The sequence below is a fragment of the Flavobacterium sp. genome, assembly GCF_036405015.1.
Taxonomy (GTDB): domain Bacteria; phylum Bacteroidota; class Bacteroidia; order Flavobacteriales; family Flavobacteriaceae; genus Flavobacterium.
In genome coordinates this window covers 1-15,076 of the sequence record NZ_DASWYK010000098.1, presented here as the reverse complement: position 1 = coordinate 15,076, position 15,076 = coordinate 1, and the positions used below count along the sequence as shown (strand labels likewise).

Here is a 15,076-nt window from a genome sequence, read left to right as displayed (position 1 = left end):
CTGAATTCGTATTGAAATTAAAACCTGCACTTGCAGTATTCACTGGAACTCCAGTTAATTTATTTCCAGAATAATCATTTCCGTTATCTACAAATTCTTTGAATTCATAATTTCCGATGGAAGCGCCTGCGTAAGAGTTTAGATTGAAATTTCGATTGATTGCCCAATTGTGTTTTAATGCAATTTCGATTCCTTCATGAAACGTTTTTCCAGCATTTACGCCTTCATATTGATCATCGCCGATTCTTTTGGCAACCAATAAATCTTTAATCTCCATTCGATAAACCGCAATTTCAGCATATAATTTTTTACTGAAAAGATGTAGTTTGCTTCCCAATTCAAAATTGTAACCCGTTTCAGGTTTTATGTTTTGATTGATATTTCCTGTACTCGTTAAAGTTTCTTCGGTTGCAGGAAGAGAAAATCCTCGGCTTGCAGAAAAGTAAAAAGTCTGAATTTCATTTGGCTTGAATAAAAAAGAAAGTTGTGGCGAAAAAATGCCATCATAACTATAATGTTCCGTCGGATTATTCGCGGAAGCGGGAAAATCATTCTGAAGTTCAAATTTGGTTTTGTTGTAATTTAAACCAGCTTGAATCTCAAATCGGTCAGAAAGCAAAGTTCTGATTTGCGAAAAAATATTGTAAAAATGCCTTTTCTGATTCGTTGCTGTTAGCTGATTGCCTTGTAAACTTCCATTTCCATTGTTTTGCTGATAAAGGTTTTGAAAAGTATTTTCGCTATAATTGTCTGCGAAATATTCGATTCCGCCAATAAATTGATTGTTGATTTTTCCGATTTTAAAATCTCCCGAAAACTGCGTTCTTGCTCCAGAAGCAAAAGTATATTGGCGCAAAATATCAAAAGGACGCGGTTCGTTGCTGTCTTTATAATTAATGAAAACCGAAGTCGAATTATTTAAATGATTATTAATTTTAAAATCATAAGCTAATCCGCCCAAAGTCGATTTGTATTCTTTAAAACCTTGTGAAGCAACCCAAGTTGGCGCGCCCGCTTGTGGATTATTATCAAAAGTTGTTTTGTTGATCGAACTCGGAATGTAAGCCTTCAAATAAGTATAATTCGAAAAATAAGTCAGTTTGCTGTTTTTCTTTCGAAATAATTCTCCGCCAAGCGTAATTCCTTCTCGATTGTAAGCACTGTTTTCGCGCCATCCGTCTGTTTTTAAATTATGATAAGTTAGGTTTAGAGAAGCGTTTTTTTCATTCAAATCAAAACTTACTCTGTTTTTCAATAATCCGTAAGAACCAAAAATAGAACTGACTTCTGCTTGATAATTGCCTTTTTTTAAAGTTTGAGGCGAAATCAAAAGAGCACCACCCAAACCAGCGCCGTAAACACTGGAAAGTGGCCCTTTAATAATTTCAATTTGATTGATGTTTTGAAGATCGATATCATCAATAACTGTTTCACTGTTTCCAGAAGTTAACGGAATACTCCCATAAAAAGCGCGAATTTTATTAGTCCCGTAAGGAGTTCTTGCGCCAATGCCTCGAATCGAAATTCGGGTTGTCGTAATATTTGACGATTGCATAAAAACGCCAGGAATCGTATTGATGACATTACTAATGTCTGTAGTATTATTTCGAAGTAATTCTTTTTCAGATAAAACGCCAATCGAAGCTGGACTTTTCTGCAAATCGCGATTAATGTGAAGCGGACTAATTAAAACTTCATTCAACTTTTGCGTTTTAACCGAATCAATATTTTGGACTTCTTTTTCTTGTGCAGTTACATTTTGGAAAACAATCAATGCAAAAAGAAGAAGAAAGTATTTTTTGAAAAGCATAAATTTTAATTAGCGATTTGGAGTTTGGAATTCTATTTTGGAAGAAAATATTGGAATTTATTTTTAACACATAGAAACATAGCATTGATTGAGGCAAAAAAGGCGTTTCGAATTTTCTAATACTTCTTTTTAACAAAAATCTATGTCTCTATGTGTTTAAAATCTTCTTTTTATATTTTTTAAGTTCCAGCTTTGGAATTTGGAATTTAAAATATTGGAATTTATTTACTTGTAACTTTCCAAATCGTATTACTGCTGTCATCATTCACTAATAGCGATCCGTCATTCATAACAGTTACTGCAACTGGACGGCCATAAACTTCTGCTTTGTTTTCATCAGAAATAAAACCAGTTAAAAAATCTTCTGGTTTTCCTGAAGGTTTTCCATCTTTAAACGGAACGAAAAGCACTTTGTAACCCGAAATTTTAGAACGATTCCAAGAACCATGCTGGCCTACAAAAGCGCCATTTTTATATTTCGCCGGAAAAGCATCTTTGGTATAAAAAGCCAATCCCAAAGAAGCGGTATGAGAACCAACCGGAACATCTGGAACAATTGCTTTTTCGACCAAATCTTTTCTTTCACCTTTCATTCTCGGATCAGGAATATTTCCGAAATAAGAATACGGCCATCCGTAGAAACCATCTTTTTTTACACTTGTAATGTAATCTGGAACTAGATCGTCTCCTAATTCATCGCGTTCGTTTACAGCAGTCCATAATTCTTTGTTTACAGGATTCCAATCCATTCCAACAGGATTTCTTAAACCCGAAGCGTAGATTTTTTCTCCAGTTCCGTCAGGATTAATTTCCAGAATTCCAGCGCGACGTACTTCTTTGTCAACGCCATGTTCGGCATTGTTACTTCCTGAACCTACAGAAACATAAATTTTACTTCCGTCGGGACTTGCTAATAAATTTCTTGTCCAGTGATTGTTGTAACCTCCTGCAGGAAGTTCAAGGATTTTTTCTCCTTTAGTTTCTAATTTCAGCGGATTGTTTTTATAAGGATAACGGTATAATCCGTCGGTATTTGCGATGTAGAAAAAGTCTTTTAAAACCAACATTCCAAAAGGTTTGTTTAGCGCAGTTATAAAAACCTGACGGCTTTCATACTTTCCATCTTTGTCTTTGTCTCGTAAAACGGTAATTTGATTTTTACTGGATCTCGTGCCACTTTCAACAACAAAAATATCTTGATTCGGTGCAATATATGTCCAACGCGGATTTTCGAATCCGTCAGCAAATTTAGTTACTGTAAAACCTTCTGGTGCTTTTGGCGTTTTCCCTTCTGGCCAGCCAATCACTTTGCTATTAACTGTTTTAGATTCTGTTGCATAGGGTGGAGGAAGCGTAATATTGCCAATAGCTGTTTTTACTACGTTTCCTGGCTGTTTGGCAAGGACTTCTTTTTCTTCTTTCTTGACTTGTCCGTTGCAGGCCGTCATTAAGGCTAATAGAGGTATGGCTAATAGTGGTACGGATTTCTTCATTGGTTTTTGGAGTTAAATAATTATATCACAACAATTTACTCAAATTAAAAACAGCGTCAAAATTAAATTTGTAATTATTAACTGATATTTAACATTCTTAAAAAATAACGAGATACAGTCTATTTTAATAGAAGCTGTTAAGTTCTAATTCTTTATCTTTGTCCATTATTTTAAAAAGAAAAATAATGATACAACTTCACGATAAACAATTTGTTCCGTTTATTTCGGCTAAAGAAATTGATTTTGCTTTAACTAAAATGGTGGCTCAGGTAGAAGATGATTTTGGAGATGACACGCCAATTTTTATTGGAGTTCTAAATGGTGCTTTCATGGTGGTATCCGATTTTCTGAAAAAATATAAAAAACCATGCGAGGTTTCGTTTATCAAAATGGCTTCGTATGAAGGAACAGAAAGTACAGATTCGGTTAAAGAATTAATCGGAATCAATCATGATTTATCGGGAAGAACAGTAATTGTTATCGAAGATATTGTGGATACAGGAAATACTGTAGAAGAATTAAAGCACTTGTTTAAAGCACAAAATGTAAGTCATTTTAAAATTGCAACGTTGTTCTTTAAGCCAGAAGCGTATAAAAAAGACATCAAAATAGATTATATCGGAATTCGTATTCCGAACAAATTTATTGTAGGTTACGGTTTGGACTACGATGGTTTAGGAAGAAACCTGACCGAAGTTTACAAATTAGCAGAATAAACAAAACACAACTAAATATTCATTTAAAGACTTCTGAAAGACAGAAGTAACAACACTCATTTCAATTATGATTAACATCGTTTTATTTGGAAAGCCTGGTGCAGGAAAAGGAACTCAGGCAGAATTTTTAAAAGAAAAATACAATTTAACACATCTTTCAACTGGAGATATTTTTCGTTTTAATTTAAAAAATGATACTGAACTAGGAAAAAAAGCAAGAGTTTTTATGGACAACGGAGAATTGGTTCCTTGCGAAGTAACAACTGCAATGTTAATTGATGAAGTAAAAAAACACCCAGATACAGCAGGATTTTTGTTTGACGGTTACCCAAGAACAATCAATCAAGCTGAGGCTTTAGATAAATTTTTACCAACAATCGGATCTAGCGTAACAGCAACAATCGCTTTAGAAGCAGACGACGAGATTTTGGTAGCAAGATTACTAGAAAGAGGAAAAACAAGCGGAAGAGCTGATGATCAAGACGAAGAAAAAATTCGTGTAAGATATCAAGAATATAATGAGAAAACAGCTCCTCTAATTGGATATTACAAAGAACAAGGTAAGTTTCACGCCGTAGACGGTATCGGAACTATCGAACAAATTACAGAGCGCTTAACGTCGGTTATAGATAATTTGTAGAAGCTTAATCCAGCTGTACGTTACAAGTCCTCGCTAAAAAAACTATTTTTCCAAACCATAAAACGAGCTTCCGTTGGTCGCTGTTTTCTGGCAGGAAAAATTAGTTTTTTTAGCTCCGGGCTTTTCACTTCCATCTGGGCTAAAAATCAAGATTGCGAATTATTTTTTAACAAGACCATTTTATAACGAATCCCCCTATCAATTGGAAATACTAATTATATTTTTTCTAATTCTCTTAAACGGAGTTTTCTCCATGTCTGAAATCGCGCTGATTTCAGCCCGTAAAAACAGGTTGGAAACCGCTGCGAAAAAAGGTAATAAAAGTGCTAAAACGGCACTCGATTTAGCCAATTCTCCAAACAAGTTTTTATCGACAGTACAAATCGGAATTACCCTGATCGGAATTTTGACGGGTATTTATTCTGGAGACAAAATCACTGCCGATGTTGAGGTTTTCGTTTCAGGTTTTGCCGCATTAAAACCTTACGCACATTCAATTGCAGTCGGAATTGTAGTTGTAGTTTTAACTTTTTTCTCATTGGTTTTGGGAGAATTGCTTCCAAAACGAATTGGATTAAATTATCCAGAAGCAATTGCAAAAATGGTGGCAATGCCAATGAAAGTGATTTCGATTATTACAGCGCCATTTATTTGGTTACTAACTTCGTCAACAGATTTTTTATTGAACATTCTTCAAATAAAACCAACCGCTGACGGAAAAGTGACTGAGGAAGAAATCAAAGCCATCATTAAAGAAGGTACAGAAGTAGGAGAAGTTCAGGAAATTGAACAAGATATTGTGGAACGTGTTTTCCATATTGGAGATCGAAAAGTAAGTTCGTTAATGACGCACAGAAAGTCGGTTGACATGTTGCCATTAAAAGCCGATAAAGAAAAAATCAAAGAATTAGTAGTTCAGGATTTGCATGCCGTTTATCCAGTTTACAACGAAAATTACGATGATATTGTAGGTGTTGTAACACTTAAAAATATCTTCGCAAATATTGAAAATGAACAATTTGATTTGTCAGCTATAGTATCTGATGCTCCTTATTTGATGGAACAGACAACAGCTTACAAAGCTTTAGAAAATTTCAAGAAAACAGGAATTCATTACGCTTTAGTTTCAGATGAATATGGAGTTTTTCAAGGTTTAATTACTTTGAATGATATTCTAGAAGCTTTAGTTGGTGATGCATCAGAATTTTACAAAGACGAATTCCAATTGATCGAAAGAGAAGACGGTTCGTGGTTAGTTGATGGACATTATTCGTTACACGACTTTTTAACTTATTTCGAATTAGACGAATTAACCAACGATTACGAAGTAAACACCGTAAGCGGAATGATTATGACGGAGCTTTCTCATATTCCAAAAGAAGGAGAAAAATTAGTTTGGCAGAAATTCGTTTTAGAAGTAATCGATATGGACGGTGTTAAGATTGACAAAGTGCTTGTGAAAGCGCTTAAAGAATAAAAATAAAGTTTACAGTCGCAGTTTACAGTCGCAGTTTGCGCTATAAACACAGGCTAAGCTGAATAAAAAATAAATTATAGTTTTCAGTCGCAGTTTTCAGTCACATTTGATACTGAAAACTGCGACTGCGACTGAACACTTAGAAAAATGACAGAAGGAAATTTTGTAGATTACGTTAAGATATATGTTTCTTCCGGAAAAGGAGGAAAAGGATCTACGCATTTACATAGAGAGAAATTTATTGAAAAAGGTGGTCCAGATGGTGGAGATGGTGGCCGTGGAGGGCATGTGTATTTAGTTGGGAATAAAGGACTTTGGACATTATTTCATTTAAAATTTGCACGTCACGTAAAAGCGGGTCATGGTGGAGACGGAGGATCTGACAGAAGTACAGGTGCAGATGGAGAAGATAAAATCATTGAAGTACCATTAGGAACTGTTGTAAAAGACAAAGAAACTGGAGAAACACTTTTTGAAATTACCGAAGACGGAGAAAAAAAGATTCTTGCAAAAGGAGGAAAGGGAGGTTTAGGAAACTGGCATTTTAGAAGTTCTACAAATCAAACTCCTCGTTATGCACAGCCAGGTTTGCTTGGAATTGAAATGGATGTTATTCTGGAACTTAAAGTTCTGGCAGATGTTGGATTGGTTGGTTTTCCTAATGCTGGGAAATCTACTTTATTATCTGTTTTAACTTCGGCAAAACCAAAAATCGCGGATTATCCGTTTACGACTTTAAAACCAAATTTAGGAATTGTAGCGTACAGAGATTTTCAATCTTTTGTAATTGCTGATATTCCCGGAATTATTGAAGGTGCTGCAGAAGGAAAAGGTCTTGGTCATTATTTCTTGCGTCACATTGAACGTAACTCAACTTTATTGTTTTTAGTTCCTGTTGATACGCCAGACATTAAAGCAGAATATGATATTTTGGTTAATGAATTAACGAAGTACAATCCTGAGATGTTGGACAAAGAACGTCTTGTTGTGATTTCAAAATGCGATATGTTGGATGATGAATTGAAAGCGGAATTGAAAGCAGAATTAGATGTTTCGTTCAAAGATGTTCCTTATATGTTTATTTCATCTGTTGCACAACAAGGTTTAACAGATTTGAAAGATAAACTTTGGAAAATGCTTAACGAGTAAACTAGAGTTTTATACAATTTTGAAAAGGCATTCTGGAAAACAGAATGCCTTTTTTTGTTTCTATAATGTTAAATTCTTAATAAAAGACTAAAAAAGCGAAAACATGTGCAATTTTGAATTTGTTTTGAGTGGAATAATTGTAAATATGAGTTATATTCGCATCACTTAAACAAAATAACATGAAAAAAGTAATTTTATTCTTTACCATGTGCCTAGTGGCTTTCCCAATGAGAGCCGATGAAGGAATGTGGTTCCTGATGTTTATCGAAAGATTAAATCACAGGGATATGCAAAAAATGGGCTTGCAATTGACAGCCGAAGAAATTTACAGCATTAACAATCACAGCTTAAAAGATGCGATTGTACAATTCAATGGGGGTTGTACTGCAGAAATCGTTTCAAACAGCGGTTTGGTTCTTACCAATCACCACTGTGGTTATAGCGCGATTGCAGAACTTTCAACTGCAGAACAAAATCATTTGAAAAATGGTTTTTGGGCAAAAAATCGTTCAGAAGAACTAAAACCAAAATCTTTATACGTTCGTTTCTTCGTGCGTATGGATGATGTTTCTAAAAGAATTTTGTCAAAAGTAAATGATACAATGACAGAAACTGAAAGAAACAAAATCATTCAGCAAGAAATTAATTTGATTGAAAAAGAAAACAGCGAAAACGGAAAATATACTGTTTCTGTTCGTCCTTTCTTTCAAGGAAATGAATACTATTATTTTGTTTACCAAGATTACACAGACGTTCGTTTAGTTGGAACTCCTCCAGAAAGTGTTGGTAAATTTGGTGGAGATACAGATAACTGGGAGTGGCCTCGTCAAACTGGAGATTTCTCTATGTTTAGAGTTTACGGAGATAAAAACGGAAATCCTGCAGCTTATTCTAAAGACAATGTGCCATTGCAGCCAAAACATTATTTACCTGTAAGTTTAAAAGGAGTAAAAGAAAATGATTTTGCAATGATCTTAGGTTATCCAGGAAGAACAAACCGTTGGATGCCAGCTGGAGGAATCGAGCAAAACATTAAATATGCTTATCCTGCGTGGGTTGAAGGTGCAAAAACTGGAATGGATGTGATGAAAAAGTATATGGATAAAGACGATACTGTTCGTTTACAATATGCTTCTAAATATGCTTCTACTGCTAATTATTGGAAAAACCGTCAAGGTATGATCGATGCTTTAACAAAAGCTGGAACAGTTGATACAAAAGCAGAACAAGAAGATAAATTCTACGAGTGGGCAAGTAAACCTGCCAACAAAGAAAAGTATGAGAATGTAATTCCGACTATCAACGATTATTACAGAGAAACCAACTTAAAAGCACGTCACGATAATTATCTAATTCAGCTTTTACGTACTTCTAGTTATGCAACAGGACCAGCTAATTTAGGAAATGCATTAATTGCTTATTACAAAGAAAATGATGCTAAAAAAGCAGAAATGCTTCCAAAAATTAACGCATTGGTTGAAAGTATTTATGGTGAATTTAATGCACCATTGGAAAAAGATATTTTAACAGCTCAATTGAATTTATACGCTTCTAAAGCTGCTGAATATGGACTTGCAACAGAAATTGCAAAAATGAAAACAGCTAACAATGGTGACTTTACTGCTGATGTAGCAAAAGCAACTGAACAAAGTTATTTTACATCTAAAGAAAAAGTTTTAGGATTTTTAGCAGATCCAAAACCAGTGGCAATTACACACGATCCGTTGTATATTATTTCTAATGATTTATTGACAAAATACCGTTCTAAAACAGAGGATCAGGCAAAAGCTGATGACGGTTTTGCAACAGCTTACCGTAAATTGGTAGAAGGCTTGAGAGAGTCTAAATTGAACGCAATTAAATATCCAGATGCAAACTCAACGTTGAGGTTGACTTACGGAAAAGTTCGCGCTTTACCTGCAGATCCTCGTAACGACGCTAAAATTAATAACTATACTACAATGGAAAGTATGGTGAAAAAATACAAAGCAGGAGATCAGGAATTTGATTTGCCAGCTCGTTTATTAGAGTTAAACAAGAAAAAAGATTACGGACAATATGCTGACAAAGCAGGTTATATGCCAATCAACTTCTTGACAGATAATGATATTACAGGAGGAAATTCAGGTTCACCAGTTCTTAACGGAAAAGGAGAATTAATCGGAATTGCTTTTGATGGAAATATCGAGGCTATGGCTGGAGACGTTATTTTCGATTCTAACTTACAAAGAACAATCAACGTAGATATTCGTTATGTACTTTGGATTATCGACAAATATGCTGGAGCGAAAAACATTATCGATGAATTGACGATTGCTAAATAATCTCAATTCTCAGTAAAATTAAACCCGACAGTTTTAAGCTGTCGGGTTTTTTATTGTTCTTATTTAATATTCCGTAGGAATATCTCGTCGGTAATAGTAATAATGTTGTTTCGTGTAGTGTGTCCTGTAGGGACACTTGTTTTTTTAGGAAAACACTATATCTGTAATCAAACGTTCCTACGGAACGTGTAAAACACAAAAAATACATTTAATTTCTACCGACGAAACATTCCTACGGAATGAATATTTGTAATGAAAATATAAAACGCGACAGCTTAAAACTGTCGCGTTTTTTTATTCCCTTTTGGAATTCCGAATTTTCTTTTTTCGAATTTAAATTAATTCACTTTCACTCTTATTCCTTTGGTGTGACTTGCAAATTCTGGTGCATACATACTTTGGATGGTTGTAATTCCGTTTGAAAATTCACCGCTATTATTAACTCTAATATCATATTCAATAACATAAGTTCCTTTGTTGATTTTATCAAAGAAAAAATGAGTTGCTGCATCTTTTGTACTCATATAATAGCCTAATTGATCTTTATATTGATATTGTGAAAGAACATTTACAGGTTCAAAACAAGAAGCTCGCATATCTTTTAAATGAACATATTCGCTGTCTTCTTTGGCTTTGATGATTAATCGAACTGAAACTAAATCACCCTTTTTTAAAGGATTTTTGGCTGTAATTTTTTCTAGTGTTTCCCCTTGTAGAGTACTTTTCTTCAAATACAATTCTTTTTCAACAGATAATGATGATCCTGAGTTGTTTTTGATTTTATCTAAATCTTCAAAATATTGCCAATACACGCCACCAAAACCAGGAACTTTAGACTTGTTTTGGATTTTTATTGAAGCCATTTCTTTTTTCACTTCTTCGGCTTTCCAGTTTAATTTGATGTAACCTGTTTCGGCTTCTTTTTCGTTTTCGGCTAATTTTTTAGTGATGATTTTTTCATCTCCCAATTTTATTACAGTATTGTCTTTTACCGATAGCCAATCCGTTCCTTGCATTAATAAAGCATAAATAGCTTCGGTTGTAGATTTTGTTGTGGGCCAGTTTTTGGTTTGTTTGTTTTTTAATAACCAAACTTTCATCGCATCTACCGATTTGGTATCATTCGTAATTTCGGCGAAAGCCTCGATCAACAAGGCTTGTGTTTCTATCGGAGCTTGGTACCAATACCAACCCGATTTATTGGCAATCCAGTACATTCCCCAATCTTCATTGTTAGATGCTGTTTCTTTTAAGCTTTCAATAATTTTTTTAGCGCTTTCTTTTTCTCCAAAACGATTTAAAGTCAAAGCGGCTAAACCTTTTTCATAAATAGAATAGTTCAGCCATTCTTTTTTAGTGGTTTCCAAATACAATTTACTCGCTTTTTTCAAAGTATCAGATAATGGATATTTCTCCAAATAGAAACTTCTGGAATACAAATAATGTAAATCAGAATATGGATTGATCCAGAGAAGTTTGTCTCCTGCTTTTAAATTTTTTGTTCTTGTTTTATAATATTCTAAAAACGTATTGTCTAAGAATGGAATTCCAGTTTTAGCAATTTCATCAATTTTAGAAGTATTGTTTTTACTCAATTTTCCTAAATGACCTAAGCCTGCTAAGATATGTCTTGTAATATATTCACTTTCATAACCTCCATCAAACCAAGCAAAACCTCCAGATGGCTTTTGTTTTTGTTTTAATTTTTCGAAAATCGTTTCTTGCGAAGTTTTCATTTTTTCTAAATCAAACAAAAGAGCGAGATTTTTTTTCTTTTCATTTTCGCTTTGCGCATCATTTAACCAAGGAGTTTCCGCTAGAATTAAAGATTTTAATTCTTCATTTTCTTCTAATTTAGAATTCGGTTTTCCGCTTTTTCTCCAATTTTCAAAAACAGTTGCTATCTTCGGATTACTTGAAATAATTTCTGAAGCCAAAGCATTGGCATAATAACGTGCAAAAGTTTGTTCAGCACATTCATGTTCGTACTCCATCAAATAAGGCAAAGACTGAACTGCGATCCAAGTCGGATTAGAAGTATATTCTAACGTAAATTGATGGTTTTTTAATGTAGTCGAATTATTGTTTTTTAAATTCTCAAACGTATATTCTTTTGTCGAATTCTCACGAACCCAAATCGGAATACTTTCTGTAACCAACATATTATTGGTTAAAACAGGAAGAATGTTTTCTTCTCCATCCGAAAAATTACCAGATTTGGCTACGATTCGATATTGAATTCCTTGTAAACCTTCGGGAATTGTAATTGTCCAATTTGCTGTTGTATTTCCGTGTGCTGGAATTGTAAAGTTTTTGATGTTTTTTGTATTGAGCATTTTAGCATCAATTGGTTGCATGGTTGTTGCATCAAAAAACTGTAAACTTGCGATTCCTGTTTTCGCTTCGGCGGTAACATTTGAGATTTTTGCACTGATAACAATAGTATCTTTTTCCCTAAAGAATCTTGGGAAATTCGGTAAAACCATCAACTCTTTTTGAGTGATTACACTTTTCTCCAAATAACCAGAAACAGCATCTTTATTATGTGCAAACAAACGAAGTTTCCAAGCAGTAAGAGCTTCTGGAGAAGTAAAGTTGAAACTCACTTTTCCTTTAGAATCGGTTCTTAAATTAGGAAAGAAGAATGCTGTTTCAGAAAGATTTTTTCTGGCTTTTACTTGTGTTAAGGCTTCCATTGCTTTTTTGGTAGTAATAATAATTACTCCGTTTGCAGCTTTAGAACCGTATATTGCTCTAGCATCTTTATCTTTTAATACTTTTATATCAAGAATATCCGCGGGACTTATAGTAGAAAGCGCATTTTCAGCAGCAATTTCTCCATCAACAATAACAAGAGGGATTTGATTCGAGTTTGATGCCGCACCTCTAATCATTATTTTTGAGTTACTGACGCTTAAGCCAGCGATTTTCCCGCTTAAAGCATCTTCTACGCCAGCTGAATTATAAACGGTATTATCTTCTTGAATTACCATTTGAGACACCGCGCCTGTTAAAGACTTTTTCTTTTGAGTACCATAACCGATTACAACAACTTCTTCTAAAATAGGATTTTCATCTATTAAGGCCATATCTATTGTTTTGCTTTTAGAAACAATAGCAGATTTACTTTTAAAACCAAGAAAAGAAAAAATAAGTTCTTCATTTTCATTTGCTTCAATTTCATAATATCCGTCAAAATCGGTGCTCGTAACTCTTTGCGTCCCTTTTACATTTACAGATACGCCTGGAATTGGCTCTTGGTGTATATCTACAACAATTCCAGAAATCATTTTAGCATTTAAAGGCTTCTTTATTTTTTTTGTTAGTTGTCTCTGATATTCTCTTTGCTTAAAAATCGTGTTTTGATTTTCATTGTTGAAGTCAAATCCAAACCAGATTAGTTTTGTGTTTTCATTTTTAAGTTCAATTTTTTTTAATGGAGTATTTAAATCAATAAGATTAGAATATGTTTTTTCGCTTCCTAAAAGCGTTTTATGAATTGATGATGCTCCAAATCCGACATTATATAAAAAGTCCCAATTTCGACTTGTAAATTTGTCCAGAGAGCTGTCGTACATAGAAGCCAAAACTTCAGCTTCATTTTTTGTAGCAATATTGCTTAATTTAAATGTCCAGTTTTCAGTACTTCCCGGTTGTATTTTGTTTCTAAAGGTTTCTACATCAAATATTAATTGTGGTTTTTCATTTTTTAGAGAAACATGAATGGTATTGTCAAATTTTTGATTTTCAAATACACTTCTAAAATCAATCGTAATAACATCCTGAAATTCTTTTTTCAAAGGAATTTTGATTGTAGTTTCATGATTTTGAATTCGATAAGTGTCTTCTAAGAAAACTTTACTATCAAAATTTGCAGAAACTGTTACGTACAAATCTGGAATAACCGATTTAATTTTAATGAGAGCAAAACCATCTTTTGCTGCGTTATTATTTAGCTGTTCTATTGTATAAAGTCGGCTGGTATCAAATTTGTCATTACTTTGATTGATTTTAAAATTGGAAGTACTTTCAATTAAATTTCCAAAACTGTCTTTTGCAGAAAAAACGATTTTATAGGATCCAGATTTATAATTTTTAATAAAGTCTAAAGGAAAATTTTTACTTTCCTTAGTATTAATATTTTTTGTAAAGACCAGTTTTTCTGTTTGTTTCGTATTAAATTGAACTTTGTTTTCATAAGGAAACAACCGATCAAATTCTGAATCTGAGATATTTTGAATATCAGGTTGTAGAAAAACTCTCGACTTAAATTTGGTAGAAGTTGGATTGAGGAAATAAATTTTTACTTCGGCATTAACTTCTTTTGATTCCCCATTTAAATTATTACTAAAAAGTGTAATGTCATTTTTAGCTGCGGTTGAGATTTCATTTCCAATAATGGCGCTTAATACCAAATCATGATACCCCACTTTAAGCGTAGTTTCAGAATCGTGTGTTTCGCCATTGATATCGGTAACAGAAACTTTTACATGATAACTAAAAGTTGGTAGTTCCTCTTTTACGGCATTATTGGCTGGAGTTGCAGTAAAATTAATCGTAAATTTACCAGATGCATCGGTTTTTGTTTCTCCGGTAGCTATTATTTCATTATGAATGGGTTGCGAATAGGCGTTTCTTACGTAAGAAGTATAACGAGTGACAGTATAGTTCACCTTGGCATCAGAAATTGAGCTTCCTGCAAATGCTTTAGCGGTTCCGTTTACTTTTACTTCTTGATTAATTTGAAAACTTTGTTTTTTAGGTTCAAAATTGACTTCAAATTTTGGACGTTTGTATTCTTCAACTCTAAAACTTAATTGCGAATCATCGATATAGGCATGATCCCAAAAAGGGTGTTCTTCCTTTTCATTATCGTAAACCTTATCTTTTTCATAATCTAAAGGCTCATCGGCTTTAATCGTAAAATTTCCAGTAAGACCAGATTTAGGTAGAACAAATTCGCCCGAAAATGAACCAAATTCATTTGTGGTTGCCTCAAACTCCTTGAAGTCATCGTTATTAGCATCTTCCACAATAATTTTAAATGTGGTAAATGGAATTACAGCTGTTTTATCATCTTTATTCTGAATGGCAATTCCTTTATAATACACCGTTTGACCTGGACGGTAAATAGCGCGGTCTAAGTAAAATTTTACTTTACCATTAAAATTCTTTTTGTAGGGAGTGCCGTCGCTATAATCATAGTTGTATTGAAGATAGTTTGTCTGTAAAGAAAGCGTATCGTTTGCAAAAGATACAACGATAGGTAATGATCCGATATACTGGTCTTTATGTTTTTCAAATGTTGCAGTCCCAGTTTTATTGGTTTTAGCGGTAATGGATTTGGCTTTAATACTAACATTTTCTAATGGCTGTCCCGTTTTTCGGTCCAGAACCTGATAGGTTTCAAACTTATCATTTTGTGAAGCTATTAGAATAAAATTTGAAACCGTTACAGTCTCAAATG

General features: G+C 33.7%; 8 protein-coding genes. 5 read left to right on the top strand and 3 right to left on the bottom strand.

From position 1 onward, the window contains the following. A partial coding sequence (locus tag VGE71_RS07945) for a TonB-dependent receptor (RefSeq protein WP_331137846.1) occupies positions 1-1,810 on the bottom strand: 1,810 nt, incomplete at its 3' end. 221 nt (positions 1,811-2,031) lie between these two features. Then, positions 2,032-3,303 carry a sorbosone dehydrogenase family protein gene (locus tag VGE71_RS07940; RefSeq protein WP_331137845.1) on the bottom strand — a complete coding sequence of 424 codons (1,272 nt, stop codon included), beginning with the start codon at positions 3,301-3,303 and terminating at the stop codon, positions 2,032-2,034. A gap of 185 nt (positions 3,304-3,488) precedes the next feature. On the opposite strand from VGE71_RS07940, the gene VGE71_RS07935 reads away from it, so the two are divergent. From VGE71_RS07935 to VGE71_RS07915, 5 genes are all read left to right on the top strand, one after another. Beyond that, positions 3,489-4,019, top strand: coding sequence for a phosphoribosyltransferase (locus VGE71_RS07935; protein ID WP_331137844.1), 531 nt, complete (start codon positions 3,489-3,491; stop codon positions 4,017-4,019). 67 nt (positions 4,020-4,086) lie between these two features. Continuing rightward, positions 4,087-4,659: an adenylate kinase gene (locus tag VGE71_RS07930; RefSeq protein ID WP_144217549.1), complete on the top strand. Its 573-nt coding sequence runs from the start codon at positions 4,087-4,089 to the stop codon at positions 4,657-4,659. Between the two features lie 202 nt (positions 4,660-4,861). Beyond that, on the top strand, positions 4,862-6,136 hold the full coding sequence (locus tag VGE71_RS07925; RefSeq protein ID WP_331137843.1) for a hemolysin family protein: 1,275 nt from the start codon (positions 4,862-4,864) through the stop codon (positions 6,134-6,136). A gap of 147 nt (positions 6,137-6,283) precedes the next feature. Continuing rightward, positions 6,284-7,285, top strand: coding sequence for a GTPase ObgE (gene obgE / locus VGE71_RS07920; protein ID WP_331137842.1), 1,002 nt, complete (start codon positions 6,284-6,286; stop codon positions 7,283-7,285). 179 nt (positions 7,286-7,464) lie between these two features. After that, on the top strand, positions 7,465-9,609 hold the full coding sequence (locus tag VGE71_RS07915) for a S46 family peptidase (protein WP_331137841.1): 2,145 nt from the start codon (positions 7,465-7,467) through the stop codon (positions 9,607-9,609). Between the two features lie 338 nt (positions 9,610-9,947). On the opposite strand, the gene VGE71_RS07910 is transcribed toward VGE71_RS07915, so the two are convergent. Further along, a partial coding sequence (locus tag VGE71_RS07910; protein ID WP_331137840.1) for a carboxypeptidase-like regulatory domain-containing protein occupies positions 9,948-15,076 on the bottom strand: 5,129 nt, incomplete at its 5' end.